This window comes from Roseomonas sp. USHLN139 (assembly GCF_037145735.1).
Taxonomy (GTDB): domain Bacteria; phylum Pseudomonadota; class Alphaproteobacteria; order Acetobacterales; family Acetobacteraceae; genus Pseudoroseomonas.
Genome location: NZ_JBBCWY010000008.1, coordinates 1 through 25751, shown reverse-complemented (window position 1 = coordinate 25751; position 25751 = coordinate 1). Strand labels below are relative to the sequence as shown.

At 73.2% G+C, this 25751-nt stretch carries 28 protein-coding genes; 17 read left to right on the top strand and 11 right to left on the bottom strand.

The annotated features are described in order from the left end of the window. The first annotated feature begins 198 nt into the window (after positions 1-198). The 11 genes from WFI16_RS19940 to WFI16_RS19890 all read left to right on the top strand — a co-directional run bounded on the left by WFI16_RS19940 (position 199) and on the right by WFI16_RS19890 (position 12468). A complete protein-coding gene (locus WFI16_RS19940) occupies positions 199-828 on the top strand; it encodes a DsbA family protein (protein WP_419899612.1) in 630 nt (209 codons plus the stop codon). After that, the gene (locus WFI16_RS19935; protein ID WP_419899611.1) at positions 825-4973 is read left to right on the top strand and encodes a chromosome segregation SMC family protein; all 4149 of its coding nucleotides are present in this window, start codon (positions 825-827) and stop codon (positions 4971-4973) included. The genes WFI16_RS19940 and WFI16_RS19935 overlap by 4 nt, the downstream gene beginning before the upstream one ends. Before the next feature lie 142 nt (positions 4974-5115). Then, positions 5116-5637, top strand: coding sequence for a hypothetical protein (locus tag WFI16_RS19930; protein ID WP_419899610.1), 522 nt, complete (start codon positions 5116-5118; stop codon positions 5635-5637). 14 nt (positions 5638-5651) lie between these two features. Next, complete coding sequence (locus WFI16_RS19925; protein ID WP_419899609.1) at positions 5652-8144, top strand: putative bifunctional diguanylate cyclase/phosphodiesterase; 2493 nt, start codon at positions 5652-5654, stop codon at positions 8142-8144. A gap of 277 nt (positions 8145-8421) precedes the next feature. Then, the gene (locus tag WFI16_RS19920; protein ID WP_419899608.1) at positions 8422-8727 is read left to right on the top strand and encodes an AtpZ/AtpI family protein; all 306 of its coding nucleotides are present in this window, start codon (positions 8422-8424) and stop codon (positions 8725-8727) included. A gap of 23 nt (positions 8728-8750) precedes the next feature. Further along, complete coding sequence (locus tag WFI16_RS19915; protein ID WP_419899607.1) at positions 8751-9506, top strand: F0F1 ATP synthase subunit A; 756 nt, start codon at positions 8751-8753, stop codon at positions 9504-9506. A gap of 84 nt (positions 9507-9590) precedes the next feature. After that, positions 9591-9818 (top strand): ATP synthase subunit C family protein, encoded by a 228-nt coding sequence (locus WFI16_RS19910; protein WP_076959667.1) that lies wholly within the window; start codon positions 9591-9593, stop codon positions 9816-9818. Positions 9819-9894: 76 nt separating this feature from the next. Continuing rightward, positions 9895-10488, top strand: a complete 594-nt coding sequence (locus WFI16_RS19905) for a F0F1 ATP synthase subunit B family protein (RefSeq protein WP_419899606.1) — start codon at positions 9895-9897, stop codon at positions 10486-10488. 11 nt (positions 10489-10499) lie between these two features. Continuing rightward, positions 10500-11006: a F0F1 ATP synthase subunit B family protein gene (locus WFI16_RS19900; protein ID WP_419899605.1), complete on the top strand. Its 507-nt coding sequence runs from the start codon at positions 10500-10502 to the stop codon at positions 11004-11006. A 251-nt stretch (positions 11007-11257) separates the two neighbouring features. Beyond that, positions 11258-11881, top strand: coding sequence for a glutathione S-transferase family protein (locus WFI16_RS19895; RefSeq protein ID WP_419899604.1), 624 nt, complete (start codon positions 11258-11260; stop codon positions 11879-11881). Continuing rightward, positions 11881-12468, top strand: coding sequence for a histidine phosphatase family protein (locus WFI16_RS19890; RefSeq protein ID WP_419899603.1), 588 nt, complete (start codon positions 11881-11883; stop codon positions 12466-12468). Before WFI16_RS19895 ends, WFI16_RS19890 begins: the two co-directional genes overlap by 1 nt. A gap of 67 nt (positions 12469-12535) precedes the next feature. On the opposite strand, the gene WFI16_RS19885 is transcribed toward WFI16_RS19890, so the two are convergent. The 5 genes from WFI16_RS19885 to rfaD all read right to left on the bottom strand — a co-directional run bounded on the left by WFI16_RS19885 (position 12536) and on the right by rfaD (position 17144). Continuing rightward, positions 12536-13462 carry a hypothetical protein gene (locus WFI16_RS19885; protein ID WP_419899602.1) on the bottom strand — a complete coding sequence of 309 codons (927 nt, stop codon included), beginning with the start codon at positions 13460-13462 and terminating at the stop codon, positions 12536-12538. Between the two features lie 70 nt (positions 13463-13532). Further along, entirely contained in the window at positions 13533-14303 is a 771-nt protein-coding gene (pgeF, locus tag WFI16_RS19880) for a peptidoglycan editing factor PgeF (RefSeq protein ID WP_419899601.1), read from the bottom strand. Continuing rightward, on the bottom strand, positions 14300-15316 hold the full coding sequence (locus WFI16_RS19875; RefSeq protein ID WP_419899600.1) for a class I SAM-dependent methyltransferase: 1017 nt from the start codon (positions 15314-15316) through the stop codon (positions 14300-14302). Before WFI16_RS19875 ends, pgeF begins: the two co-directional genes overlap by 4 nt. A 16-nt stretch (positions 15317-15332) precedes the next feature. Then, on the bottom strand, positions 15333-16142 hold the full coding sequence (gene lgt / locus WFI16_RS19870) for a prolipoprotein diacylglyceryl transferase (protein ID WP_419899599.1): 810 nt from the start codon (positions 16140-16142) through the stop codon (positions 15333-15335). 12 nt (positions 16143-16154) lie between these two features. Then, positions 16155-17144 (bottom strand): ADP-glyceromanno-heptose 6-epimerase, encoded by a 990-nt coding sequence (rfaD, locus tag WFI16_RS19865; RefSeq protein ID WP_419899598.1) that lies wholly within the window; start codon positions 17142-17144, stop codon positions 16155-16157. Positions 17145-17260: 116 nt separating this feature from the next. On the opposite strand from rfaD, the gene WFI16_RS19860 reads away from it, so the two are divergent. Then, positions 17261-17566, top strand: a complete 306-nt coding sequence (locus tag WFI16_RS19860; protein ID WP_419899597.1) for an accessory factor UbiK family protein — start codon at positions 17261-17263, stop codon at positions 17564-17566. Between the two features lie 81 nt (positions 17567-17647). On the opposite strand, the gene WFI16_RS19855 is transcribed toward WFI16_RS19860, so the two are convergent. Next, a complete protein-coding gene (locus WFI16_RS19855; RefSeq protein ID WP_419899596.1) occupies positions 17648-17947 on the bottom strand; it encodes a hypothetical protein in 300 nt (99 codons plus the stop codon). Positions 17948-18157: 210 nt separating this feature from the next. After that, positions 18158-19489, bottom strand: a complete 1332-nt coding sequence (purB, locus tag WFI16_RS19850; protein ID WP_419899595.1) for an adenylosuccinate lyase — start codon at positions 19487-19489, stop codon at positions 18158-18160. 198 nt (positions 19490-19687) lie between these two features. Between purB and WFI16_RS19845 the strand changes: the two genes are divergently transcribed. The 3 genes from WFI16_RS19845 to WFI16_RS19835 all read left to right on the top strand — a co-directional run bounded on the left by WFI16_RS19845 (position 19688) and on the right by WFI16_RS19835 (position 21844). Then, complete coding sequence (locus WFI16_RS19845; protein ID WP_419899594.1) at positions 19688-20335, top strand: TerC family protein; 648 nt, start codon at positions 19688-19690, stop codon at positions 20333-20335. A gap of 244 nt (positions 20336-20579) precedes the next feature. Further along, on the top strand, positions 20580-21215 hold the full coding sequence (locus WFI16_RS19840; RefSeq protein WP_419899593.1) for a YjbE family putative metal transport protein: 636 nt from the start codon (positions 20580-20582) through the stop codon (positions 21213-21215). Then, complete coding sequence (locus WFI16_RS19835; RefSeq protein ID WP_419899592.1) at positions 21212-21844, top strand: hypothetical protein; 633 nt, start codon at positions 21212-21214, stop codon at positions 21842-21844. Before WFI16_RS19840 ends, WFI16_RS19835 begins: the two co-directional genes overlap by 4 nt. A gap of 43 nt (positions 21845-21887) precedes the next feature. On the opposite strand, the gene WFI16_RS19830 is transcribed toward WFI16_RS19835, so the two are convergent. The 4 genes from WFI16_RS19830 to WFI16_RS19815 form a co-directional block, all read right to left on the bottom strand. Continuing rightward, positions 21888-22298 (bottom strand): hypothetical protein, encoded by a 411-nt coding sequence (locus WFI16_RS19830; protein WP_419899591.1) that lies wholly within the window; start codon positions 22296-22298, stop codon positions 21888-21890. A gap of 3 nt (positions 22299-22301) precedes the next feature. Further along, positions 22302-23294 (bottom strand): GTP 3',8-cyclase MoaA, encoded by a 993-nt coding sequence (moaA, locus tag WFI16_RS19825; RefSeq protein ID WP_419899590.1) that lies wholly within the window; start codon positions 23292-23294, stop codon positions 22302-22304. A gap of 84 nt (positions 23295-23378) precedes the next feature. Then, the gene (locus WFI16_RS19820) at positions 23379-24134 is read right to left on the bottom strand and encodes a sulfite exporter TauE/SafE family protein (RefSeq protein WP_419899589.1); all 756 of its coding nucleotides are present in this window, start codon (positions 24132-24134) and stop codon (positions 23379-23381) included. Continuing rightward, a complete protein-coding gene (locus WFI16_RS19815) occupies positions 24131-24301 on the bottom strand; it encodes a DUF3553 domain-containing protein (RefSeq protein WP_419899588.1) in 171 nt (56 codons plus the stop codon). The genes WFI16_RS19820 and WFI16_RS19815 overlap by 4 nt, the downstream gene beginning before the upstream one ends. A 159-nt stretch (positions 24302-24460) precedes the next feature. On the opposite strand from WFI16_RS19815, the gene WFI16_RS19810 reads away from it, so the two are divergent. Beyond that, a complete protein-coding gene (locus tag WFI16_RS19810; protein ID WP_419899587.1) occupies positions 24461-25090 on the top strand; it encodes a histidine phosphotransferase family protein in 630 nt (209 codons plus the stop codon). Positions 25091-25199: 109 nt separating this feature from the next. Further along, positions 25200-25751, top strand: a 552-nt coding sequence (locus WFI16_RS19805) for an Hpt domain-containing protein (protein ID WP_419899586.1), incomplete at its 3' end; no start/stop codon positions are given.

Sequence of the window (25751 nt, the reverse complement as noted above, 5' to 3'; positions counted from 1 at the left end):
TGCCGCAGGGCTGGGCCGCGAATCCGCCGCTGGCGCGGCCGCTTTAAGGTTGCTTAAGCCGCCGCCCCGCGTGACCACGTGCAACAGCCATGGACAGGGCGCGGCCGAGGCGGCATCAGCCGCGGGCATCGCCTGCGGGCCCGGTTCGCGGTAGAGACGCGCGCCGGGTCCCGGGACCCGAACCCTTCAGGAGGCTTCATGTCGCTCTCCCGCCGTTCGCTGCTGCTGGCCCCCGCCGTCGCCGCCCCGCTGGTCCTCGCCCGGGGCGCGCTGGCCCAGACCGGCCAGCCCGCCGCCGGCGCCGATCCGCGCATGGGCGAGCGCTCGTCCGGCCCGGCCACGGCACCGGTGACGGTGATCGAGTATTTCTCGCTGACCTGCTCGCATTGCGCCGCCTTCCACAAGGAGGTCTGGCCGCAGGTGAAGCAGGAGCTGGTCTCGGCCGGCAAGATGCGCATCGTCTGGCGCGACTTCCCGCTCGACCAGCTGGCGCTGGCCGCGGCGCAGGTCGCCCGCGCCCTGCCGGCGGAGCGCTATGAGGGCTTCATCGCCGCGCTGCTGGGCAGCCAGGACCGCTGGGCCTTCGCCCGCGGCGCCGACAACATCGCCGAGATCGCCAAGATCGCCGCGCTGGCCGGGCTCGGCCGCGCCGAGGTCGATGCGGCGATCGCCGACCAGGGCCTGCGCCGCGCCATCCTGGAAGGCCGCCTGAAGGCCGAGCAGGAGCACCGCGTGAATTCGACGCCGACCTTCGTCTTCGGCAGCAAGGTGGTGCCGGGCGGCATGGCCTATGACCGTTTCGCCCAGCTGGTGGCGGAGGCCGCTTGAGCCAAGGGCGTCCCGACTCCGGCGACCTGCCGCCGGACGACACCACCCCGGACGGCGTGACCGCGCCGCCCGGGACCGAGACCCGGCCCGACCCCGAGGCCGGGCCGTCGCGCGACGCCGAGGCCGCAGCCGCGGCGCGCGAGGCGGCGCTGCGCGCGGTGCTGACCCGGCTGCGCATCGCCGGCTTCAAGTCCTTCGCCGAGCCGACCACGCTCGAGGTCCTGCCGGGGCTGACCGGCATCGTCGGCCCGAATGGCTGCGGCAAGTCCAACGTGGTCGAGGCGCTGCGCTGGGCGATGGGCGAGACCAATGCGCGGGCGATGCGCGGCGGCGAGATGGACGACGTCATCTTCGCCGGCACCGCCACTCGCTCGGGCCGCAACCAGGCCGAGGTGACGCTGCTGCTGGAGGACGCCGCCGGCCTGGCGCCGCCGCCCAATGCCGCCGCCGCCGAGCTGGAGATCACCCGCCGCATCGTCCGCGGCGAGGGCACCGGCTTCCGCATCAATGGCCGTGAGGCGCGCGGCCGCGACGTGCAGACGCTGTTCGCCGATATCGGCAGCGGCGCCCGCTCCTCCGCCATGGTCAGCCAGGGCCGCGTCGCCACGCTGATCGCCGCCAAGCCGGACGAGCGCCGCCAGGTGCTGGAGGAGGCCGCCGGCATCGCCGGGCTGCGCGCCCGCAAGCACGAGGCCGAGCTGAAGCTGCGCCAGGCCGAGACCAACCTGACGCGGGCCGACGACCTGAAGGGGCAGCTCGACGTGCAGCGCCAGTCGCTGCAGCGCCAGGCCCGCCAGGCCGCCCGCTACCGCAATCTTTCTGGTCTGACCCGCGCCGCCGAATCCGAGTTCTTTTCCCTGTTGGTGGCGCGGGCCGAGGCGACGCTGATCGCTGCGCGCGACGGTTTCGCCGCCGCCCAGGCCGCGACCCGGGCCGGCGAGACCGCCGCCGCCGAGGCCGCCACCCGCGCCTTTGCCGCCGAAAAGGCGCTGCCCGCCCCGCGCGAGGCCGAGGGCGAGGCGCGCACCGCGCTGGAGCGCCGCCGCGTCGAGCAGGAAGGGCTGGAGGCCGAGGAACGCCGCGCCCGCGCCGCCCTGGAGGAAGCCGAAGCCCGGCTGCAGACCCTGCAGGACGACCACGGCCATGCCAGCCGCCTGGCCGAGGATGCCGCCGCCGCCGCCGGTCGGCTGGCGCAGGAGGACTCTTCCCTGTCGGCCCTCCTGGCCGCGCTGCCCGGCCGCCGCGCCGAGGCGGAGGCCGCCCAGGTCGCCGCCGCCGAGGCCGCGACCACCGCCGAGCGCGCCGCCGATGCCGCCGCCGCGACCGCCGCCGAGGCCGCCGCCGAGGTCGCCCGGCTGGCCAGCGAAGCCCAGGCCGCCCGCCAGCGCGCCGAGCGCCTGCGCCAGCAGTTCGCGTCCCTGGAGTCGCAGCAGCAGCAGGCCGCCGCCGGGCGCGTGCTGCCCGAGATGCTGGCCGCCGCCGCCGCGCAGCAGCAGGAGGCGGTGGCGGCGCTGGAGGCCGCGCGCGCTGCCCTGGACGCCGCCGAGGCCGCCCGCGCCGGCGCGCAGGAGGCCCATGCCACCGCCCGCCGCGCCAGCGCCGAGGCCGAGGCGGCGCGCAGCCGCGCGACCGCCGAGCGCGACGCCGCGGCCCAGCGCGCCCGCCAGGCCGCCGAGCAGCGCGACCGCATGATGCGCGAGCGCGATGCGGCACTGGCCGAGCGCCCCGACCCCGCCGCGCTGCAGACCGCCCAGGCCGCGGTGGCCGCCGCCGAGGCGGGGCTGGTGGAGGCCCGCCGGATCCTGGCGGAGGCGGAGACCGCCCGCGCCGCCGCCGCCCAGGCGCATGCCGCCGCCCGCGCCGCCGCCGGCACCGCCGAGGCCGCCCGCGCCCGCGCCAGCGCCGAGCGCCAGGGGCTGGACGACCTGCTGCGCGCCCGCGCGCCGAAGGCGGCGGCGCCGATCCTGGATGCCATCGCCGTGCCGCCGGGGCTGGAAGCCGCGCTCGGCGCCGCGCTGGGCGAGGCGCTGGAAAGCCCGGCCGACCCTGCCGCCCCGCGCCACTGGCGCCTGCTGCCGCCGGTCGATGCCGCGCGCCCGCTGCCCGCCGGGGTGACCCCGCTGGCCAGCTTGGTGCAGGCGCCGCCGGAACTGGCCCGCGCCCTGACCCAGATTGGGCTGGTCGAGGCGGGCGCCACCGGCGAATCCCTGTTGCCGCTGCTGGCGGAGGGCCAGGGCCTGGTGGCGCGCGACGGCGCGCTGTGGCGCTGGGACGGGCATTGCCTGCAGGCCGGCGCGCCCAGCCCCGGCGCGGTGCGGCTGACCCAGCGCAACCGCCTGCGCGCCGCCGAGGCCGCCCTGGCCGAGGCCGAGACCGCCGCCAAGGCGGCCGCCGCCGCCGCCGAGGCGGCCAAGCAGGACGAACAGAAAGAAACCGCCGCCGAGGCCGCCGCCCGCCAGGCGCGGGGCGCCGCCGAGACCGCGCTGGGCCAGGCGCGCGAGGCCGAGCAGAAGCTGGCGGGCGCCGCGGCCCGGGCGGAAAGCCGGCTGGCGGCGCTGGGCCCGCAGCTGGAGCGGCTGCAGGCCGAGCACGACGCCGCCGCCGCCGCCCGCGACGCCGCCGCCGCCGCCCTGGCCGGCCTGCCGGAGGCCGCCGCGCAGCGCGCTGCCCGCGACCAGGTGGCGCGCGAGGAAGCCGCGGCGCTGGCCGCCGAGGCCGCCGCCCGCGAGGCCCGCCGCCGCGCCGAGGCCGGGCTGGAAGCCGCCCGCGGCGCCGAGGCGCAGCTGGCCCGCCGCGCCGCCGAGGCCGAGAGCCGGCTGGCGGCGCTCGCCCCGCAGCTGGCGCGTGCCGGCGAGGAGCGCGCCGAGGCCGAACGCCTGTTGCAGGCTGCGGAGGCTGCCCAGGCGGCGCAGCCCGACCTGGAGAAGCTGCGCGCTGGGGTGGAGGCGGCGCGGAAGACCCTGGCCGAGGCGCGGGCGACGGCGGCCAATGCCCGCGACAGCGCCACCGGCCTCGCCGCCGAGCTGGAGCGCGCCACCGCCCGCCGCGCCGTGATCGGCGACGAGCAGCAGAGCTGGCAGGCGCGCAGCGCCACCGCCGCCGCGCGCCTGGAGGAGATCACCCGCCGCCGCGCCGAGGCGGAGGCCGCGCGCGCCGCCGCCGCCGATGCGCCGGAGGAGGCCGCTGCCCGCCGCGCCGCCTCGGGCCGGATCCTGGCCGAGGCGGAGGCGCGCCATGCCGCCGCCGCCGCCGCGCTGAAGGCCGCCGAGGCCGAGGACCGCGCCGCCCAGGAGGCCCGCCGCCAGGCCGATGCCGGCTTCGCGGCGGCGCGCGAGGCGCAGCTGCGCGCCGAGGCGGCGCGCGACGCCGCCGAGGCCGCCGCCCGCGCCGTCGCCGAGCGGCTGGCCGAGAAGCTGGGCGAGGGCGCCGATCTGCCCGAGCCGCCGGACGACCTCTCCGACGCGGCGGAAGAGCGCGCGCGGAAGAAGGCGGAACGCCTGGCCCGCGAGCGCGAGGAGATGGGCCCGGTCAATCTTCGTGCCGAGCAGGAGATGGAGGAGATCGAGGCGCGGATCGGCGGCATCGACCGCGACCGCGACGAGATCGGCGCCGCCATCGCCAAGCTGCGCGGCTCGATCGGCCATCTCAACCGCGAGGGGCGCGACCGGCTGCGCGCCGTCTTCGACCGGATCGACACCGAGTTCCGCGCCCTGTTCGGCCGGCTGTTCGGCGGCGGGCGGGCGCATCTGGCGCTGGTCGGCAGCGACGATCCGCTGGAGGCCGGGCTCGAGATCTATGCCGAGCCGCCGGGCAAGAAGCTGGCGACCCTGTCGCTGCTCTCGGGCGGCGAGCAGGCGCTGACCGCGCTGTCGCTGATCTTCGCCGTCTTCCGCTGCCAGCCGGCGCCGGTCTGCGTGCTGGACGAGGTGGATGCGCCGCTCGACGACGCCAATGTCGAGCGGCTCTGCGGCCTGCTGGAGGCGATGGCGGCCGAGGCCGGCACCCGCTTCCTGGTGGTTACCCACCATCCGCTGACCATGGCGCGCATGCACCGTCTCTATGGCGTCACCATGCAGGAGCGCGGCGTGTCGCGGCTGCTCTCGGTCGATCTGGGCACGGCGGTGGAGCTGGTCGACGGCGCCTGAAGCGGGCCGTGGCGTGGCGTTTGGGCCACGTCACCTTCCCGAACCTTGCCTGCGAGGAATGCGCTTAACAATCCATTCAGGAACGTGCTGGTAAACGGAAGTATGCGGCGTGGCGCCTGCCGGCCCTCCCGGAGGAGAATTCATGCGTCGTCGCGACAGCCTGCGGCTTTGCACCGCCAGCCTCGTTGCCGGCCTGGCCGCGACCGGGCGGCCGGTGCTCGCCCAGACGGCCGCCCCCGGCGCCGCCGCCGAGCCGGTGGTGCTGCGCGTCGCCGGGCTGATCCGCCAGCCGCCGCAGGGCGAGCGCGAATTCACCCTGCCGCAGCTCGAGGCGCTCGGCCTGACCTCGCTGCGCACCATCACGCCCTGGGACCGCGGCCTGCGCAGCTTCTCCGGCATTCCGCTGCAGCGCCTGCTGGACGCGGTGGAATGCCTGGGCAGCATGCTCGAGGCGGAGGCGATCAACCGCTACACCGCCTCGATCCCGGTGGCCGACGCCCAGCTCGGCGCCTTCATCGCGACCCGTCTGGAAGGCCGGCCGATGCGGGTGCGCGACCGTGGCCCGCTCTGGCTGCTCTATCCCTGGTCCGAGCGGCCGGAGCTCGATCGCAGCCTCTATCATGAACGGGCGATCTGGCAGCTGCGCCATATCGTCGTCCGCTGAAGGCCGGCCGCCCCATGTCCTCCCCCCGGGATATCGGCGCCATGGCCGAGGCGATGCGCCCCGCGCCGGCCGCGGCGCCGGCCTCCGGCCCGCCGCCGCGCCTCTCCCTCGCCCGGCTGCTGGCGGCGGCGCGGCAGGGGCGGCGCTCGGTGCAGCTCGGCCTCGGCATCGCCGCCCTGCTGTTCTTCGTCTCGCTCGGCGTCTCGATGATCAACGCCACCTCGCAGTACCGGCTGGAGGCGCGGATGCAGCGCTCCGGCCTGTGGATGTCGAGCCATGCGGCGGTGGAGGCCGCGCTGTTCGGCACCATGCTGCGCGGCTACATGATGGGCGAGCTCGCGCCCGCCCAGCTCGAGGAGCAGTTCGAGGTCGTCTACAGCCGCATCCTGCTGCTGGGCAGCGGCGACCGGCCGAGCGAATATGCCCAGCTCGAGCGCATCCGCAACAACCTGCCGGCCATGCTGCAGGCGATGGCGGCGATCGAGCGCGAGATGGTGCTGCTCTTCGCCGGCGAGCGGGACGCCTATCGCCGCATCCTGCCGCAGGTCGCGGTGGTGCAGGAGCAGCTGCGCATCACCAACCTGCACATGCATCAGGACCGGCTGCAGGCCGCCGACATGGCGGTGGGCGGCATGCGCCGGCTGAGCTGGACCTTCCTGGCCGCCGGCGCCGGCATGCTGGTCTCGGTCGGGCTGCTGGTGGCGCTGCTGATCGCCGAGACCCGGCGGGTACGGCGCTCGATAGCTTCCGCCCGGGGCGCCGCCGAGCGCCAGGCCGAGGCCGAGCGCACGCTGCGCGCCCTGATCGACAGCCTGCCGGCGATGATCAGCGCCTTCGACCGCTTCGGCCGCCACCTGTTCATGAACGAGGCGCATGCGCGCTTCCACGGGCCGGCCGCCGGCGCGGTGCCGCCCGGCGAGCATGGCCGGCTGGAGCTGGCGCTCGCTAGCGCCGGGCCGCTGCCCTTCCAGGAGCGGGCGCTGCAGAACCAGGATGGCGAGGAGCGCACCCTGCTGACCACGGCCGTCGCCGTGCCCGATGGCAGCGGCGCGGCGGGCCGGGTGGTGTTCATCGCCCTCGACATCACCGACCGCAAGCTGGCCGAGGAGCGGGTGCGGCACCTGGCCGAGCACGACCCGCTGACCGACCTGCCGAACCGGCTGCTCTTCGCGGTGCGGCTGAACGCCATGCTGGCCAAGGCGCGTGCCAGCGTGGCGCAGGGCTTCGCCCTGCATTGCGTCGACATCGACCGCTTCAAGGCGATCAACGACAGCCTGGGCCATCCGCTGGGCGACAAGCTGCTGCTCGCCGCGGTCGAGCGGATGCGCGGCTGCCTGCGCCGCTCCGACACCCTGGCGCGGGTCGGCGGCGACGAGTTCGCTATCATCCAGGCCGATGTCACCGGGCCGCAGGACGCCCTGCGCATGGGCGAGCGGCTGGTCCGCGCCATGGCGCAGCCCTTCGAGATCGACGGCTGCATCATCGAGAGCGGGATCAGCGTCGGCACGGCGCTGGGCCAGCTGCATGGCCAGACGGTGGAGCTGCTGCAGCAGCGCGCCGATATCGCCCTCTACCGCGCCAAGGGCGAGGGGAGGGGCCGCGCCATGCTGTTCGACCCCGGCATGGAGACCGCGCTGCAGGAGCGCCGCCAGATGGAGGCGGAGCTGCGCGAGGGCCTGGCCGAGGGCGCGCTGCACCTGCTCTACCAGCCGAAATTCTGCCTGCAGAGCGGCCGGCCGATCGGCTGCGAGGCGCTGCTGCGCTGGAACCATGCGGAGCGCGGCGCCATCCCGCCGGCGCTCTTCGTCCCGGTGGCGGAGGAGGCGGGCATGGCCGGCACGCTCGGCCGCTACGTGCTGCGGGCCGCCTGCGCCCAGGCGCTGGCGTGGCGAGAGGCGGGCGTCAACATGCCAGTGGCGGTCAACCTCTCGGCCGCGCTCTTCGCCTCCGACCAGGCGGTGGAGCTGGTGGCCGAGGCGCTGTCGGTCAGCGGCCTGCCGCCGCATCTGCTGGAGATCGAGCTGACCGAGGGCGTCTTCATCCGCAATGCCGAGGCCGCCCAGGCGGCGCTGCAGACGCTGCACCGGCTGGGGGTGCGGGTGGCGCTGGACGATTTCGGCACCGGCTATTCCAGCCTGGCCTATCTGCAGCACCTGCCCTTCGACGTGCTGAAGGTCGACCGCGCCTTCGTCCACGACCTGCGCGCCGAGGAGGACAACAGCAGCTGGATCGTCGAGACGATTCTCCGGCTGGCCCATGGCCTGGGCGCCAGGGTGGTGGCGGAGGGTGTCGAGACGCCGGAGCAGCTGGCGGCGCTGCGCCGCCTCGGCTGCGATGCCGCCCAGGGCTTCCTGCTCGGGCGGCCGATGGCGGCGGAGGCGCTGACCCGGCTCGCCCTGACCGACGCCGCTGGCGACTCCGGGCCCGCGCTGCTGCCGCCGGCCCTGCCGCCCGCGCTCCTGCCGCCAGCCCTTCTGCCGCCAGCCCTTCTGCCGCCGTCCGGGTGAGCCGGAAAAGGCTTGGGCGCGCGCGGCGCGCAGGCTAGTCTACCGCCCGTCACGATGCTGCCCGCCGGGCCGCCCGCCGGGTCGCCGCGCCGCCCTGTCGGACGCGGCCATGGCGGTCTGGCGGAGAGCTGCCGGCAGGCGCCGGCGCGTTGCCTGAAACCCCGCTGGCAAAAGGGGTTTCACCCCTCTGGCCCGGTCCCGCGCACTTGACACCACATGAACGCCCCCTTACGAGCCGTCCAGCCTTCCGGCGGGGGAAACCGCAGCGGGAGCGAGGGTGAACGAGCAGAACGATTTCGATGCGCGCCTGCGCCAGGCCCGGCAGAAGCGGGGACTGGAGAAGGCGGATGCCAAGGCGGCGGACGGCTCCTCGGGGCTGCCCGGAAGCGCCTTGCGCGTCGGCATGCGGGCCGGTGTCGAGGTGGTCTCCGCGCTGATCGCGGGGTCCGGCCTCGGCTGGCTGCTGGATCGGTGGCTTGGCACGTTCCCCTGGCTCTTCATGCTGTTCTTCGTGGTGGGCGGCGCCGCCGGGGTGTTGAACGTCTATCGGCTGTTCAACCCGCGGAACGGCGCTCCGAGATAAGCACCGGATACGGGAGAGCCGCAGTGGCCGCCGAAGGCAAGACGATCGACGCGCTGAGCCAGTTCGAGCTGACCCACGCCTTCGGGCCGATTGGCGCGGCGGTGAACTTCACCCAGTCCAATGCCCACATGCTCGCCGCCTGCGTGGTGATCGTGGCGCTGATGGCCTGGGGCATGGCGCCGCGCGCCGTGGTGCCGGGCCGCTTCCAGGCCCTGGCCGAGACCTTCTACGAATTCGTCGAGAACCTGGTCGCCGGACAGGTGGGCCACGAGGGGCGTCGCTATTTCCCCTTCGTCTTCGCCCTGTTCATGTTCGTGCTGTTCGGCAACGTGATCGGCCTGCTGCCCTTCGCCTTCACCTATACCAGCCATATCGCCGTGACCTTCGGTCTGGCCTTCCTGGTGTTCCTGGTGACGACGGTCGTGGCGCTCGCCCTGCACGGCAAGAAGTTCTTCGGCTATTTCTTCCCCGAGGGCGCGCCGCTCTGGCTGGCGCCGATCATCGTGCCGGTCGAGGTGGTCTCCTACCTCTCGCGCCCGATCAGCCTCTCGGTGCGTCTGTTCGCCAACATGGTCGCCGGCCACGTGCTGCTGAAGGTGTTCGCCACCTTCGTCGTGCTGCTGGGCGGCCTCGGCTTCATCGGCCCGGTGGTGGCGCTGCTGCCGCTCTCGGTCAACGTTCTCCTGGTCGGTTTCGAACTCCTGGTCGCCTTCCTGCAGGCCTATGTGTTCGCCATCCTGACCAGCATCTACCTGCACGACGCGGTGCACCTGCACTGACGGGGCCAGTCCCCACAAGGGGGCCACGTCTTTCCAGGACCCGCGTCAGCGGACCAACATCAGATCAGCGAAGGGATTACTCTGATGGAAATCGTGCTTGCTGCTAAGGCCATTGGTGCCGGCATCGCCGTCCTCGCCCTGTTCGGCGTCGGCCTGGCGCTCGGCAACATCTTCTCGACGCTGATCGCCTCGGTTGCCCGCAACCCGGCCTCGCGCGACACCGTCTTCCCGATCGGCATCCTGGGCTTCGCCCTGACGGAAGCCGTGGCGCTCTTCGCGCTGCTGATCGCCTTCCTGATCCTGTTCACCTGATCCCGGCCGGCGCGCCGTGCCGCAAGGTCCGGCGCGCCGATCGATCGACAGGGTGAACGGCCTGAGGATGCAGAAGATGAAGTCCGCGACCACCAAAGCCACCCGGCTCAGCCTTGCCGCGCTGGCCATGACCGCCGTCTCCACCGCCGCCATGGCGGCCGAGGGGGGCATGCCGCAGCTCGACTTCGGCAACCCGCTGATGCTGGCCCAGGTCGTCTGGCTGCTGATCATCTTCGGCGTCTTCTACTACGTGCTGTCCAGCATCGTGCTGCCCAAGGCCGCCGCCGTGCTGGACGAGCGCCGCAGCCGCATCGAGGGTGACCTCGAGGCCGCCCGCGCCGCCAAGGCCGAGGCCGATGCCGCGCTGGTCGCGCATCAGGCCGCCACCGCCAAGGCCCGCGCCGAGAGCCAGGCCGCCATCGCCACCGCCGGCGCCGCCGCGCAGGCCGATGCCGCCGCCCGCACCGCCGCGCTGAACGCGAAGCTCAACGAGCAGATCGCCAGCGCCGAGGCCCGCATCAACACCGCCCGCGACGCCGCCATGGGCGCGCTGCGCGAGGTGGCCACCGACACCACCAACGCGCTGGTGCAGCGCCTGACCGGCCTCCGCAACGAGGCGGCCGTCTCCAGCGCCGTCGAGCGCGCGCTGGCTGCCCACGGCAAGGCGTAAGGGAGGTCACCATGCACCATTACGAGCATTTCTGGCTGGACCCGAAGTTCTGGGTCGCCGTCTCCTTCGTCATCTTCGCCGCCCTGGTCGCGAAGCTGGTCTGGGCCAAGGCGACCGAGGCCCTCGACGCCCGCGCCGACAAGATCCGCGCCGAGCTGGATGAGGCCGCCCGCCTCCGCGCCGAGGCCGAGGCGATGCGCCGCCAGGCCGAGGCCGACCGCGCCGCCGCCCTGGCCGAGGGCGAGGCGCTGATCGCCCGCGCCAAGGCCGAGGCCGAGCGCCTGGCCGCCGCCACCGCCGCCGAGGCGGAAGCCGCCGCCAAGCGCCGCGAGCGCATGGCCATGGAGCGCATCCAGGCCGCCGAGAGCGGTGCCCTGGCCGAGGTCCGCCAGGCCGCCGCCGCCATTGCGACGGCCGCCGCCCGCGACGTCATCGCCAGCCAGCTGGATGCCGCCACCGACGGCAAGCTGATCGACGCCGCCGTCGCCGACCTGCCGCGGGCGCTGCGCGCCGCCTGATCCGGCCGCCGCCGCCGCCATCGAGAAGGGGCCCCCAGGGGCCCCTTTTTTCATGCGCCGCTGCCGGCCATCGCCGCCGCCGGAAATTCACCCTCGAATCCCCCTGGGCCGGGTTGCGCGGGGAAGCCGCCGCGCCGATGCTCGGCGCCTGCCGGACGCCGCCCCGGCCCCGCCAGGGGCGCAGGAGCGCGACCTTCCGGCCCGCCGCATCCGGGCCGCCGCCAAGGCGGCCGCGACCACGGGAACACGCCATGAAGCTCTACTACTCCCCCGGTGCCTGCTCGCTCGGCATCCATGTCCTCCTGGAAGAGATCGGCGCGCCCTATGAGGCGGTGCCGACGCTGCTGAAGGAAGGCGCGCAGAACAGGCCGGAATTCCAGGCGATCAACCCGAAGGGCAAGGTGCCCACGCTGACCCGCGGCGATGGCGTGGTGCTGACCGAATGGCCGGCCATCGCCTATTGGCTGGCCAACAGCCACCCGGGCAGCCAGCTCTGGCCGGCCGGACTCGACGAGCAGACCCAGGCGCTGGCGCTGATGGACCATGTCTGCGGCACCATCCACCCGCAGGGTTTTTCCCGCCTGTTCAACCAGGCGCGCTTCGCCCCCAGCGAGGCCGATGCGCCGAAGGTCATCGAGCAGGGCCGCGCCATCGCCGAGAAGGGCTTTGCCGTCATCGAGAAGCAGTGGGCGGGTGGCGACTGGCTGCTGCCCTCCGGCTATTCGGTGGCCGATGCGGCGCTGTTCTTCGTCTCCTACTGGGCGGTGAAGCGCATGAACATGACGCTGCCGCCCAAGGTCGCCGCGCATTTCGCCCGCATGCTGGCGCGCCCCGCCGTGCAGCGCGCGCTGGCGGCCGAAGGTCTCGGGGCCTGATGCCCGAGGCGCTGATCCGCAAGCCGTTCTGGTTCCTGCGCCACGGCGAGACCGACTGGAACGCCCAGGGGTTGTCCCAGGGCAATATCGACATCCCGCTGAACGCGGTGGGCATCGCCCAGGCCGAGCGCGCCGCGCGGGCCCTGGCCGCCCAGGCGGTGGAGGAGCGCCGGATCGCCACCGTGGTCGCCTCGCCGCTCGGCCGCGCCAAGGCGACGGCGGAGACGGCGGCGGCGGCGCTCGGCCTGCCGGTCGAGCTGCACGGCCCGCTGCACGAGGTCTCCTTCGGGGTCCAGGAAGGCCAGCCGATGGCGGGCTGGTTCGACGACTGGGTCGAGGGCCACTTCACCCCGGAGGGGGCGGAGAGCTTCCTGCAGCTGCGCGAACGCACCGTCGCCGCCATCAACCACTGCCTGGCGCAGCCGGGGCCGGTGCTGGTGGTGGCGCATGGCGCGCTGTGGCGCGCCTTCCGCGCCGAGGCCGGGCTGCCGGCCAATGTGCGCACCCCGAACGCCCTGCCGATGTGGGTCACCCCGCCGGCCGAGGGCGAGACCGCCTGGCGCTTCGAGCCGCTCGACCTCTCCTGAGGTCCGCCGTCTCGGTCAGCCGGTGAGAAAAAGGCCGGGGATCCTTCGGGATCCCCGGCCTTGCCGTTCAGGGCCGCACCACCCGGGCCTGCGGCGCCGGCGGGTTGGTGATCTCCGGTGGCTGCGCGGCGTTGCGCAGCACCTCGCGGATGCCACCCGCCGCCTGCTCCGCCGCGACATAGGCGACATCGCCCCAGAGCCCGTTCAGCGAGCCGCGCGGCACCTCGTTGATCTGCACCACGCGGCCGAGCTCGTAGCCGTCGCGCCGCGTCACGATCCATTGCAGCTCGATCCGCTGCTTGTCGCCGGTGGTCACCGCATCGACCTGGCCCTGCACGGCATAGGTCGCGCCCTCGGCATTGTCCTGCGGCAGGTAGGCGAGCTTGGTCAGGAAGCTGCGCATCTGCTCGTTCAGGCTGCGGTTGCCGTCGCCCGGCGCGCCGCGCACGCCGGCCAGGCGGATGCGGATGACGCCCTGGCCGGCCAGGGCCTGCGGGTCGCTCGCCTTGCGCGCCGCCTCGACCCGCTCCAGCAGCTGCACCACCAGCTTGGCATCGCGCTCGGCGACCTGCTTGAAGGCGGCCTCCTCCTCCAGCCCCCAGCCGCGCAGCGGCACCGGCGCGCCATCGGCCGAGCCGAGCGAATCGCCATCGGCGTCCAACAGCTCGTAGCGCGGCACCAGCCGGTCGCCACGCCGCTCGGCGGAGACGCGCAGCGGCCAGTCCAGCGGATAGGGGCTGGCGATGGCCACCGCCGGCACCTCGGCGACGCGCAGCGCCTCGGCCAGGGTGTTGGAGAAGCGCTCCGCCCCGGCATCGGTCAGCAGCGCCTGGGTCGGCCGCGGCACGGCGATGCGGTAGGCCGGCGGCTTCGCCAGCCGCGGCGCGTCGCCGCCCGGATTGCCCCAGTAGGAATAGTAGCTGCCGCAGCCCGAGAGGGTGGCCAGCAGGGCCAGCGGCAGGAAGAGACGCCGGAAAGCTTCAGATAAGGGCAAAACAGGACACCAGCATGGTCAGCATCACCATCACGAGGAACATCACCAGATAGGGCATGGCGGGGGGCTCTCAACCCGGCAGGGCGATGGCCGAGAGCTGGTGGCCGATCGGCCCCTCGCCGGCGAGGGTACGCCGGCGGTGGCTGAAGAAGCGTTGCGGCTCGGCGAAGGTATCGGCCGGGATCACCGCGACCAGCCCGGCGCCGGCGGCGACCAGGCGGGCGGCGCAATAGCCGGCCAGGTCGAACTGCCAGTGCCCGTCGCGCCGGCCGGGCACCAGGAAGCGCGCATCGGCCTCGGCGCGCGCCAGCACGGCGTCGCGCAGCTCGGCGCCGACCTCATAGGAGGCCTGGCGGATGCAGGGCCCGACCACCGCGGTGATCTTCCTGCGGTTCGCGCCGAGGCCCTCCATGGCGTCGAGCGTGGCCTCCAGCATGCCGGCCACCGCGCCGCGCCAGCCGGCATGGGCGGCGCCGACGACGCCCGCCTCGCGGTCGGCGAACAGCACCGGGCCGCAATCGGCGGTGACGATGCCGAGCGCCAGGCCCGGCACCCGGGTCACCATGGCATCGGCGGTCGGCCGCGACTCGGGCGGCACCGGCTCGGTCAGCACGGCGACCGCGGTGCCGTGCACCTGGGTCAGGCCGCAGAGCGCCCCGGCCGGCAGGCCCAGCGCCGCCATGGCGCGGGCCCGGTTGGTGGCGACCGCCGCGGCGTCGTCCTTGCCCGACAGCGAGCAGTTCAGCGAGGCGAAGCCGCCGGTGGAGACGCCGCCGCGGCGGGTGAAGAAGCCATGCGGCAGGCCGGAGAGCGGATCGGCGGTCAGGAATTCGGCGGTCATGCGGTCTCGAACCCCGGCAGATTGGGCAATTCAGGGTGGCAAAGCCCCAGCGCCTTGAACAGCCGCCCCATGCCTTCGGGGGCGATCAGGCGCTGGGCGGCGGAAAGCTGCATGCCGGCGCTGGCCGGATGGCTGCGGGCCAGCATGCTGGCGCGGGTGACCAGGCCGAGCGCCTGCAGGAAGATGCCCTGCGGCAGCGGCCCCCAGATCCGCGCGCCGGCGGCGCGGCCGGCGGCGGCGATGGCCTGGAAGTCGACATGGGCGGTGATGTCGGCACTGCCCGCCGGGTCCAGCGGATCGGCGCGGCGATGCTGGCTGAGCGCCTGCAGCGAATCGCCGAAGCCGCTGCGCGCCGGGCCGTAATCGATGAACAGCGCGGCGCCGCCCTGCCGGGCGAGCCGTGCCGCCAAGCGCCGGGTCAGCGCCAGCCCGGCCTCGCAGACCTCCTGCACGGCGCCTTCCGGCGCCTCGGCGGGCAGGGCGGGGAGCGATTCGGCGGGCAGCTCGACGAAGGCGCCCCCGGCGACATGCCGTTCCAGCCAGGCCCCGCCGCGGCGCACGAACTGGCGGATCGGCAGCGCGTCCAGGAACTCGTTGGCCAGGATCAGCGCCGGGCCGGCGGGCAGGGTGTCGATCGTGTCGTGCCAGGCGGGGCCGGCGCCGCTCGGCAGCAGGGTGCGCGCCTGGGTCAGCCGCAGCGAGGGGCTCTGCTCCACCAGATGCACCTGCACGGCCTCGCGGAACTCGGGCATCACCGTCTCGACCGCGCGCAGCGCATCGGCCATCAGCGTGCCGCGGCCGGGGCCGAGCTCGACCAGCAGCACCGGGTCGGGCTGGCCCATGGCGCGCCAGACCACCGCCGCCCAGAGGCCCAGGCACTCGCCGAAGGCCTGGGAGATCTCCGGCGCCGTGGTGAAGTCGCCGGTGGCGCCGAACGGGTTGCGCCCGGCGTAGTAGGCGCTGGCTGCCCGGGCCATGAAGCGGTCCAGCCTCTCGGGAAGGTCCTGGCTCATGGCGCGGGCGCCGGGCTCAGGCCGCGGCCGGCCGGGCCGGCGGGCGCGCCGCCAGCATCAGCCCCGCGCCCACCAGCACCATCGGGATCGACAGCAGCTGCCCCATGGTGGCGCCGCCCCAGAGGAAGCCGAGCTGCGCGTCCGGCTGGCGGAACAGCTCGCCGATGATGCGGGCGATGCCATAGCCGGCCAGGAAGGCGCCGGCGATGAAGCCCTGCCGCGCCCGGATCGCCGGAATACGGACGAGGATCTGCAGGATGACCAACAGACAAAAACCTTCGAGGAAGGCCTGGTAGAGCTGGCTGGGATGGCGCGGCTCCGGTCCGCCATGCGGGAAGACCATCGCCCAGGGCACGTCGCTGACGCGGCCCCAGAGCTCGCCATTGATGAAATTGGCCAGCCGGCCGAAGAACAGGCCGACCGGCACCACCGCGGTCAGCCGGTCGCCGAAGCGCAGCACGTTCAGCCCCTGGCGCCGGCAGAACAGGAAGACGGCGACGATGACGCCGGCCGCACCCCCATGGAAGGACATGCCGCCCTTCCAGAGGTAGAGCGCCTCCCAGGGCGCCGAGAGATAATGGTCGGGCTGGTAGAACAGCACATAGCCCAGCCGCCCGCCGAGGATCACGCCCAGCACCGCCCAGGTGACGAAGTCGTCGATCTGCTCGGCGCTGGCGGCCACCGGCTCCAGCGCCGCCAGCCGCCGCATCAGCCGCCAGCCGATCAGGATGCCGGCGATATAGGCCAGGGCGTACCAGCGGATGGCGAAGGGCCCGATCTCGACCAGCACCGGGTCGATGGCGGGGAAGGGGATGGCGAAGAGCATCAGGCGGCGGCCTTAACGGTAGGGGTCGGGCTGGGTCAGGAAGTCCTGAACGTAGCGGCGGACCCCGTCCTCGAGGCTGGTGGCGCTGCCGTCGAAGCCGGCGGCGCGCAGCCGTTCCATCCGCGCTTGCGTATAGTACTGGTACTTGCCGACCAGATCGACCGGCATATCGACGAAGGCGATCTCCGGCGCGCGGCCGAGCGCCGCATAGATCGCCCGCGTCAGGTCGAGGAAGCTGCGCGCCGTGCCGGTGCCGACGTTGAACAGGCCGTTCACCGCCGGATGGTCGAGCAGCCAGAGCATCACCTCGACGCAATCGTCGACATGCACGAAGTCGCGCAGCTGCTCGCCATCGGCGATGCCCTCGCGGTCCGAGCGGAACAGCGTCGCCGGCGCGCCGGTCATGATCTGGCGGAACTTGTGCAGCACCACGCTGGCCATGCGGCCCTTGTGGAATTCATTCGGCCCGTAGACGTTGAAGAACTTCAGCCCGGCGCATTGCGGCGGCTGCGGCCGGCCCAGCGCCTGCAGGGCGGCGATCCGCCGGTCGGTCTGGTGCTTCGACCAGCCATAAAGGTTCAGCGGCCTGAGCCGCGCCAGCGCGTCGCGCGCCGGGTCGTCATCGAAGCCTTCCGTCCCGTCGCCATAGGTCGCCGCCGAGGAGGCATAGACCAGCCGCACCCCGGCCTGCGCGCACCAGTCGTGCAGCGCCAGCGTCAGGACCAGGTTGTTCTCCGCCACCAGGTCGCCGTCGCGCACCGTGGTCGCGCTGATCGCGCCGAGATGGAAGATGACCTCCGGCCGGTTCACCGCCAGCCAGTCCCACAACCGCTCCGGCGGCAGCACCCCGGCGATGTCGTGATGCGCCAGGTTGCGCCACTTCTCGCGGCCCTCCTCGCCGGCGCGCAGCCGGTCGCAGACCATCACCTCGGCACCCCGCTCACAAAGCGCCGCGACCAGGTTGGAGCCGATGAAACCGGCGCCGCCAGTGACCAGATACATGCACGGGTCCTTCCGCGATTTTGCGCGCGGGGGGGCATGGTCGCCCGCCGGGCGCGCCGGGTATAGGCGCCGGGCGCGGGGCCGGGCAAGTTGCGCCGCAAATGGAGGGTCAGCAGATGAATAGCGGTTCCGAGGGCGGCGCTGGGCGCCGCGGCAAGTTCTTCGACGACCTGGCCGGCATGGCCGGCGGCGCCTTCTCGGTGGTCGCGGGACTGCGCGCCGAGGTCGAAGCCATGGCCAAGTCCCAGGTCGAGATCATGGTGCAGAAGCTGGAGCTGGTGCGGCGCGAAGACCTGGACGCGGCGCTGGAAGTGGCGCGGCGGGCGCGGGAGGAAAGCGCGGCCCTCGCCGAGCGGGTCGCCAAGCTGGAAGCCAAGCTCGACGAGAAGGGCACCGATACGCAGGCCGGGGCGCCGGTCTGACCACGGAGAAAAGGCCAGGGGAAGGAATTCCCCTGGACCCCTTCTTTTTTCTGATCCTTATGCCGCCCCGGGGGGCGTGGCTCAGAAGCTGAAATAGACGCCCGGGGGCGGACGGTAATACCGCGGCGGCGGGGGCGGCGGCGGGTAGTACACCCGCGGCGGCGGGTAGTAGTAGCGCGGCCGCTCATAGCCGTAATAGCGCGGCGGCGGGGGCGGACGGTAATAGTCCGGCCGGCCATAGCCATAGCCGCGATGGCGCCAGTGATCGTGCACCAGCACGACCTCGTCATTCGCCTGGGCCTGAGCCGGCAGCGTGGTGAGTCCCAGCGCCAGGCCGACCGCGGCCATGCCAGTCAAAGCCAGATTGCGGAAGCCGGGCATGGTTGGGTTCCTCCTCGACATGACCCTGAAAATGGCCAGTCCGTAAGGCAGAACCGTGGCGGACACCGGGCCGCTTCATGGCCGAGCTTTCACAGCCGCGTGTCAGGTAACCCGGTAAGTCGCTGTTCCCATGCCCTCACCGATGGCAAGGAACAGAAAAAAGAAGGGGTCCAGGGGAATTCCTTCCCCTGGCCTTGCTGTCCCTGACGATCAGCCGAAGACGCGCTGGAAGATGGTGTCGACATGGCGGAAGTCGCGCTGCGGATCGATGATCTGGTCGATGGTCGCCGCGTCGAACTTCTCCGACACCTCGGCGTCCAGCAGCAGGTTGTCGCGGAAGGTCTTCGCGTCTTCCGAGCCGAGCGCCGTCCAGGTCGCCATGGCGGCGCGCTGCACGGCGCGGTAGGCGCCCTCGCGCGACAGCCCGGCCTGGGTCAGGGCCAGCAGCACCTTCTGGCTATGGGCGACGCCGCCCAGGCTTTCCAGATTGGCGTTCATCCGCTCCGGATAGACGGTCAGCTTGTCGATCATGCCGGTCAGGCGGAACAGCGCGAAGTCGAGGGCGATGGTGGCGTCGGGGCCGATCACCCGCTCGACCGAGGAGTGGCTGATGTCGCGCTCGTGCCACAGCGCCACGTTCTCCAGCGCCGGCAGGGCATAGCCGCGCACCAGCCGGGCCAGGCCGGTCAGGTTCTCGGACAGCACCGGGTTGCGCTTGTGCGGCATGGCCGACGACCCCTTCTGGCCGGGGTGGAAGTATTCCTCCGCCTCCCGCACCTCGGAGCGCTGCAGGTGCCGCACCTCGGTCGCCAGCCGCTCGATGCCCGAGGCGATGACGGCCAGCGTCGCGAAGAAGGCGGCGTGGCGGTCGCGCGGGATCACCTGGGTGGAGACCGGCTCGACGGCCAGGCCCAGCTTCGCGGCGACGAATTCCTCGACCTTCGGGTCGACCGCGGCGAAGGTGCCGACGGCGCCGGAGATGGCGCAGGTGGCGATTTCTTCACGCGCCACGGCGAGGCGGGCCCGGTTGCGGCTGAACTCGGCGTAATGGCCGGCCAGCTTCAGGCCGAAGGTGGTCGGCTCGGCATGGATGCCGTGGCTGCGGCCGATGGTCGGCGTCAGCTTGTGCTCGATGGCGCGGCGCTTCAGCGCGGCCAGCAGCGCGTCCAGATCGGCCAGCAGCAGGTCGGCGGCGCGGGCCAGCTGCACCGAGAGGCAGGTGTCCAGCACGTCGGAGCTGGTCAGGCCCTGGTGCATGAAGCGGGCCTCGGGGCCGATTCCCTCGCCCAGCCAGGTCAGGAAGGCGATGACGTCGTGCCGGGTCTCGCGCTCGATTTCGTCGATTCGCGCCAGGTCGGCTTCCGAGATGGCGGCGGCGCGCGGGCCGCCCTTCTGCCGGATCAGCGCGGCGGCCTCGGCCGGGATGGTGCCCAGCTGACCCATCGCCTCGGCGGCCAGCGCCTCGATCTCGAACCAGATCTGGTAGCGCGCCTCGGGCGACCAGATGGCGGCCATTTCGGGACGGGAATAGCGCGGCACCATGGGCCGATCTCCTGCGCGGGTGGGGGAGGCGAGGTGGCCGGCACGCGCGCGGCCCGGGAGGGCGGGGAATGGCGGCCAGGCTTGGCGGCGTCAACCGGCCAAACATGTCAAAGCTGTCATGTTCCTGCATGACTGTTGTGCAATGTTCAAGACAGCCTTATGCGCCGGGCTCACCATCGGGAATGGGGACAAGCGTTCATGGATTTGGCGGCTTTCATGCCGGAGCTGATCGCTCTCGGACAGGTCCTGCTGATCGACCTCGTGCTGGCGGGCGACAATGCCATCGTCGTGGGCATGGCCGCGGCCGGCCTGCCGACGGAACAGCGGCGCAAGGCGATCTTCTGGGGCATCGCCGCGGCGACGATCATGCGCATCGGCTTCGCCGCCATCACCACCCAGCTGCTGGCCATCGTCGGCCTGACGCTGGCCGGTGGCGTCCTGCTGCTCTGGGTCTGCTACAAGATGTTCCGCGAGCTGCAGCGCGGCCATCAGCCGGAAGTCTCCGAGGCGGAGATGGAGCAGGCGGCGGCGGGCCCCGGCCAGGGCAAGACGCTGAAGGGCGCCATCATCCAGATCCTGGTGGCCGATGTCTCGATGAGCCTGGACAACGTGCTGGCGGTCGCCGGCGCGGCCAAGGACCATCTCTGGGTGCTGGTCGTCGGCCTGGCCATCTCGGTGGTGCTGATGGGCGTCGCCGCCACCTTCATCGCCCGCCTGCTCGAGCGCTACCGCTGGATCGCCTGGATCGGCCTGCTGGTGATCCTCTATGTCGCGGTCCAGATGATCTGGTCGGGCGGCGGCGAGGTGCTGCCCTATCTGACCGGCGGCAGCCAGCCCGCCGGCTGAGCCACCCGATCAACCCGCCCGGAAAGGGGCCCGGCAGCCAGGCTGCCGGGCCCTTTTTCATGCGTGAAGCCCCTGTCACAACCCTTGGCTTTGGTGATTCGCATTGCGAATCCGTCACTTGGCCGACAGGCGCCGGGGGGGCGCCGCCTTGACGGCCCTGGCCCGCTCGCGGAGCGTGCCGCCGGAATGAGGGCCAGAACGGTCCTTTCTCGGCGCAGTGCGGCGCCCTGGCGGGGGAATCCTGATGGAAAGTCTGACTGGCATGCTCGGCCCGCTGGCCGAGATCATCTGGCTGAATGTCATCCTCTCGGGCGACAACGCCGTGGTGATCGGGCTGGCGGCGGCGGGGCTGCCGGCGCATCAGCGCGGCAAGGCGGTGCTGTTCGGCGTGGTCGCCGCGGCGGTGCTGCGCATCGTCTTCTCGATCTTCGCCACCCTGCTGCTGTCGCTCTGGTGGGTCGACCTGGTCGGCGGCGCGGCGCTGCTCTACATCGCCTTCACCTTCTACCGCGAGCTGCGCCATGGCGGCGGCGACGAGGCCGAGGCCAAGGGCGAGGCGGAGGAGAAGAGCCTGCTGCAGGCGCTGTGGCAGATCATCCTGGCCGATGTCTCGATGAGCCTGGACAATGTCCTGGCGGTCGCCGGCGTGGCGCGCTCGAACCTGACTCTGCTGGTCGTGGGCCTGGCCATCTCCATCGTGATGATGGGCCTGGCGGGCGGCCTGCTGGCAAAGCTGCTGGATCGCTACAAGATCATCGCCTATGTCGGCGTCGCGCTGATTGCCTATATCGGCTTTGAACTGCTTTGGGAGGGCGTGATCATGGCGAATGCAGCACTGCAGCTGGGGCTTCCCGTGCCGGCACCGGAGGCCGCGCATTGAAGGCGGCCGGGCTCGGCCTCTGCCCCGCGCTGCTCGCCGCCGGCCTGCTGGCCGGTTGCGTCGCGCCGGGCGACGAGGCCGCGACCGGCGCCGCCCGGGCCGCGCAGGAGCGGCCCAGCTATGACATCGTGCTGGCCCGGCTGCCGGAACAGGCGGCCGGGTTCAGCCGCGGCATGACCACCGACATGGAGGCCAGCGCCCCCGGCCAGGGCCGCGCCGTCGATTACGCCACCCCGGCGCGCGGCAGCGTGCTGGCGCGGGCGGCGGTCGCCACGGTCATGCTCTATGAGCACGGCCAGCCGGTGCTGACCCCGGCGACGCCGGCGGCGGTGGTGACCGGCAAGCTGGAGGAAGGCGTCGCCGAGGCGACCAGCCCGGCCCCCGGCCGCCGCATGGCCGAGACGGCGCGCCACGCGCTGGACGTGCCGGGCGGCGCACCGATGCAATGCGCGGTGGTCGAGGGCACCTATGGCCGCACCGCGATGTGGCAGCAGGTCTGCGTCGGCATCGCCGCCGGGCGCTTCCTGAAGGTCTTCGTGGCGGTGCCGACGCGGCAGAAGGCGCTGCTGACCGAGATGGACGCCGACACCTTCACCCGCGCCATCGCGCAGGCCGCCCGCAGCCGCTGAAGCGGGCGGCAGGACCGGGGGACCGGCGCCCCCGGCGCCTCGCCTATTTCTGCCGCGGCCAGTCGAGCCGGGGCTCCGCCCGGCGCGGCTGCCCGGCCTCGGGCCAGGCCGCCGGCGGCGGCACCGGCGGCGTGATCCGCGACTCCCGCGGCGCCGCCATCGGCGGCAGGCCGCGCGTCGGCGGCTCCGCCCATTCCTCGGTCGAGGCAGCGGGCCGGCGGTTCAGCGCCGGCTCCTGCAGGCGCAGCGCCAGCTCGCGCAGCTCGCCCTGGATCTCGTCGAGCTGCACCTCGAGGGCCTCCAGCCGCGCCTTCACCCCGAAGACGCTGAACGGCATCAGCAGGAAGGCGGCGGCGCAGAGCAGCCCGAGGCAGAGCAGCAGCAGCCCGGTCCATTCCGGCATGCCGGGGATGGACAGCGAGGCCACGATATTCCGCACACCGTCCATTTCCATCTCTCAGCCGCCTGTCACGCTCATGTGGCGCCCGACCGCGGGGCGGGCGCGGCGCCGGTCGATGACGAAGTCATGGCCCTGCGGCTTGCGGGCGATGGCCGCCTCGATCGCCGCCCGCAACCCGGCCTCGTCGATGCCCGGGTCGCGCAGGACGGCGCGCAGATCCGCGGCATCCTCCTGGCCCAGGCACATATACAGGGTTCCGGTGCAGGTGAGACGCACCCGGTTGCAGCTTTCGCAGAAATTATGGGTCATCGGCGTGATGAAGCCGAGCCGCTGCCCGGTCTCGGCGATGGTCATGTAGCGCGCCGGGCCGCCGGTGACGTGGTCGCTGTCCTCCAGGGTCCAGCGCTGCCGCAGGTCGCGCCGCACCAGGGAGAGCGGCAGGTACTGGTCGCTGCGGCTGCCGGTGATCTCGCCGAGCGGCATGGTCTCGATCAGCGTCAGGTCGAAGCCGTGCTCGCCGCACCAGGCGATCATCCGGTCGAACTCTTTCTCGTTCACGCCCTTCATCGCCACCGCGTTGATCTTTACCGCCAGGCCGGCGGCCTTGGCGGCGAAGATGCCGTCCAGCGTCTTGCCGATCTCGCCCCAGCGGGTCAGCGCCTTGAAGGTCGCCGGGTCCAGCGAATCGAGCGAGACATTGATGCGGCGGACGCCGGCGGCATGCAGCTCCTCGGCATATTTGGTCAGCTGGGTGCCGTTGGTGGTCAGCGTCAGCTCGCGCAGGCCCCCCGGACCGAGGCGCTGGCCCAGGTTGCGGATCAGCCGCATGACGTCGCGCCGCACCAGCGGCTCGCCGCCGGTAAGCCGCAGCCGGTCGACGCCCAGGCCGATGAAGGCGGCGCAGAGCCGTTCGAGCTCCTCCAGGCTGAGAATCTCGGCCTTGGGCAGGAAACTCATGTCCTCGGCCATGCAATAGACGCAGCGAAGGTCGCAGCGATCGGTCACCGAGACGCGGAGATAGCTGATCCGCCGGCCGAACGGATCGATCATGGGGCAATTCCTGACGGGATACGACGCCCTGTCATTTGGGCGGTCGAGGGGGCGGCATGCAAGGGGCGGCGCATGCGCGCCTGCTCAGCCGAGCAGCGCGAAGAGGCCGGCCGCCAGCAGGGCGAGCAGCGCCAGACGGCGGTACCAGGCGACCGGCAGCACATGGAACAGCCGGGCGCCGACCGGCACGGCCGCCAGCAGCACGGGCAGCATCAGCGCGGTCAGCAGCAGCACCGGCCAGCCGATCAGCCCGCCCCAGAGCGGCGGGATGACCGCGACGATGCCGATCAGGCCGAAATACAGGATCAGGTTGGCGCGGTGCTGCGCCGCCGCCTCCGGCCCCGAGAGCAAATAGAGGATGACCGGCGGGCCGGACATGCCGGTCGCGCCCTTCAGCAGGCCGGAGAGGGTGCCGATCGTCAGGTTCAGCCCGAGCGGCCGGCTGCCATGGTAGCGCCAGGGCGACATCAGCAGCAGGCCGAAGACCAGGACGAAGCCGCCGATCGCCTTCCGCAGCAGCGCGCCATCGGCGACGAACAGGATATAGGCGCCGAGCGGCGTGGCCAGGATGGCCGCGCCCCCCATCGAGAAGATCACCCGCCGGTTGGCCTGGGCGAAGGCGCGCGGCAGCAGATAGGCGGAGACGAAGAGCTCCATCAGCAGCATCACCGGGACGCCGGCGCGCGGGCCCCAGAGGGTGGAATAGACCGGCGCCAGCAGGATGGCGGTGCCGAAGCCGGAATAGCCGCGCATCAGCCCGGCGATCAGGGTGGCGAGGGCGGCGACGGCCAGCGCGCCGCTGCCGAGCTGGCCCCAGGCCTCGGCCAGGGCGGCCATCATGGCGCGTCGACCACCTCGAGCGCGACCTGGGCGGCGTTGATCAGCAGCTTGCCGGCATGCTCGAAATTGACGGTGACGCGGGGGCCCACCACCGATTGCACCTGGCCGGTGCCCCAGTCCGGCCGGGTCGGGTGGCGCACCAGCATGCCGGGCTCGAGCAGGGTCATTCGCGGCGGTCTCGCATCATCGGCGGCGAAGGTGACGGAGGCTGGCGGCCGCGGCCAGCCCGCGCCATGCTGCCTGATGATCACGGAAGCGTGATGTTAACTCCCCGTGAAGCCGATCCCGGATAGGGGCCCGGCAGGGACAGCGGAGCGAGCCTGGCCATGGATGCGGAAGCGATGCTGGCGCAGGATCTCTGCGCGCGCCTGTGCCACGATCTGGTGGGGCCGCTCGGCACCGTCGCCGGGGCGATCGACCTGCTGGCCGAGGAGCCCGAGGCCGGGGAGCTGGCGCGCGACGCCGCCGCCGAGCTGCGCCGCCGGCTGAAATTCTGGCGCGCCGCCTGCGGGGCGGGGACCGGGCCGCTGGCGCTGTCCGAGGTGGCGGGGCTGGTCGACGGGCTGCTCGCCGGCGGCCGCGCCCGGCTGGATCTCGGCCAGCTGCCGGCCGAGGCGGCGCTGCCGGCGCCGGTGGCGCAGCTGCTGCTGGTCGCCGCCATGCTGGGAGGCGAGGCGCTGCCGCGCGGCGGCACGGTGCAGGTGGGCGCCGCGCCGGGCGGCTGGGAGGCGGGGCTGCGGCTGTGCCCGGCCGGGCGGCAGGCCCGCTGGCCGGCGAGCCTGGCGCCGGTGCTGCAGGGCGAGGGCCAGGGCGGCCCGCGCGAGGTGCTGGCGCGGATGCTGCGGCGGCTGGCCGCCGCCGCCGGCTGGAGCGTGCAGCTGGCGGCGCCGGCGGACGCCGTCGGCGACGATGCCGCGCCGGCGCTGCTGCTGTGGCCGCAGGGGGTGGCGAGCTGAGACTGAGCCACCAGCGGCGGCGCATTCGGCCCCCGGCTTTACGCTTTCTTCGGCACGGCGCCCCCAGGCTGCGGATGACGCCATCCGATGCCGCCTTCCGGGGAATGCCGTGGACGACCTTCTCGCCGACTTCCTGACCGAGACCAATGAGGGGCTGGCGGCGCTCGACGTGGCGCTGCTGAAGCTGGAAAAGGCGCCGGACGACCGCCCGACGCTGTCAGAAATCTTCCGCAACGTCCACACGATCAAGGGCACCTGCGGCTTTCTCGGCCTGTCGCGGCTGGAGAAAGTGGCGCATGCGGCGGAGAACGTGCTCGGCCGCTACCGCGAGGGCACGCTGCAGGTGACGCCGGAGGGGATCACGCTGATCCTTTCGGCGCTGGACTGCCTGAAGAGCATCGTCGCCGGGCTGGAGGCGACCGGCAGCGAGCCGGGCGGCGACGACACCGCGCTGATCGCCCGGCTGGATGCCGCCTGGCGCGGCGAGGCGCCCGGCGCCGCCACGGCCGCCGCGCCGGCGCCGGCGGCCGCCATCGACACCTCGCCCGAGGCCTCCGCCAGCGCGGCCGAGGCCGCCTTCGACGCCCTGCCGGGCGAGCCGGCCGCCGCCGCGCCGCCGCCGCCCGCCCCGGCGCCGAAGGAGGCGGAACCCGCCCCGGCC

Coding starts and splice junctions, on each gene's coding strand:
- WFI16_RS19855 (WP_419899596.1), bottom strand. CDS start 17,947: ATGCCCGGCTTCCGCAATCTGGCTTTGACTGGCATGGCCGCGGTCGGC.
- WFI16_RS19875 (WP_419899600.1), bottom strand. CDS start 15,316: ATGAGCCAGGACCTTCCCGAGAGGCTGGACCGCTTCATGGCCCGGGCA.
- WFI16_RS19860 (WP_419899597.1), top strand. CDS start 17,261: ATGAATAGCGGTTCCGAGGGCGGCGCTGGGCGCCGCGGCAAGTTCTTC.
- WFI16_RS19940 (WP_419899612.1), top strand. CDS start 199: ATGTCGCTCTCCCGCCGTTCGCTGCTGCTGGCCCCCGCCGTCGCCGCC.
- WFI16_RS19890 (WP_419899603.1), top strand. CDS start 11,881: ATGCCCGAGGCGCTGATCCGCAAGCCGTTCTGGTTCCTGCGCCACGGC.
- purB (WP_419899595.1), bottom strand. CDS start 19,489: ATGGTGCCGCGCTATTCCCGTCCCGAAATGGCCGCCATCTGGTCGCCC.
- WFI16_RS19925 (WP_419899609.1), top strand. CDS start 5,652: ATGTCCTCCCCCCGGGATATCGGCGCCATGGCCGAGGCGATGCGCCCC.
- WFI16_RS19895 (WP_419899604.1), top strand. CDS start 11,258: ATGAAGCTCTACTACTCCCCCGGTGCCTGCTCGCTCGGCATCCATGTC.
- rfaD (WP_419899598.1), bottom strand. CDS start 17,144: ATGTATCTGGTCACTGGCGGCGCCGGTTTCATCGGCTCCAACCTGGTC.
- lgt (WP_419899599.1), bottom strand. CDS start 16,142: ATGCTCTTCGCCATCCCCTTCCCCGCCATCGACCCGGTGCTGGTCGAG.
- WFI16_RS19820 (WP_419899589.1), bottom strand. CDS start 24,134: ATGATGGCCGCCCTGGCCGAGGCCTGGGGCCAGCTCGGCAGCGGCGCG.
- WFI16_RS19845 (WP_419899594.1), top strand. CDS start 19,688: ATGGATTTGGCGGCTTTCATGCCGGAGCTGATCGCTCTCGGACAGGTC.
- pgeF (WP_419899601.1), bottom strand. CDS start 14,303: ATGACCGCCGAATTCCTGACCGCCGATCCGCTCTCCGGCCTGCCGCAT.
- WFI16_RS19815 (WP_419899588.1), bottom strand. CDS start 24,301: ATGACCCTGCTCGAGCCCGGCATGCTGGTGCGCCACCCGACCCGGCCG.
- moaA (WP_419899590.1), bottom strand. CDS start 23,294: ATGATCGATCCGTTCGGCCGGCGGATCAGCTATCTCCGCGTCTCGGTG.
- WFI16_RS19905 (WP_419899606.1), top strand. CDS start 9,895: ATGAAGTCCGCGACCACCAAAGCCACCCGGCTCAGCCTTGCCGCGCTG.
- WFI16_RS19840 (WP_419899593.1), top strand. CDS start 20,580: ATGGAAAGTCTGACTGGCATGCTCGGCCCGCTGGCCGAGATCATCTGG.
- WFI16_RS19900 (WP_419899605.1), top strand. CDS start 10,500: ATGCACCATTACGAGCATTTCTGGCTGGACCCGAAGTTCTGGGTCGCC.
- WFI16_RS19830 (WP_419899591.1), bottom strand. CDS start 22,298: ATGGAAATGGACGGTGTGCGGAATATCGTGGCCTCGCTGTCCATCCCC.
- WFI16_RS19810 (WP_419899587.1), top strand. CDS start 24,461: ATGGATGCGGAAGCGATGCTGGCGCAGGATCTCTGCGCGCGCCTGTGC.
- WFI16_RS19930 (WP_419899610.1), top strand. CDS start 5,116: ATGCGTCGTCGCGACAGCCTGCGGCTTTGCACCGCCAGCCTCGTTGCC.
- WFI16_RS19910 (WP_076959667.1), top strand. CDS start 9,591: ATGGAAATCGTGCTTGCTGCTAAGGCCATTGGTGCCGGCATCGCCGTC.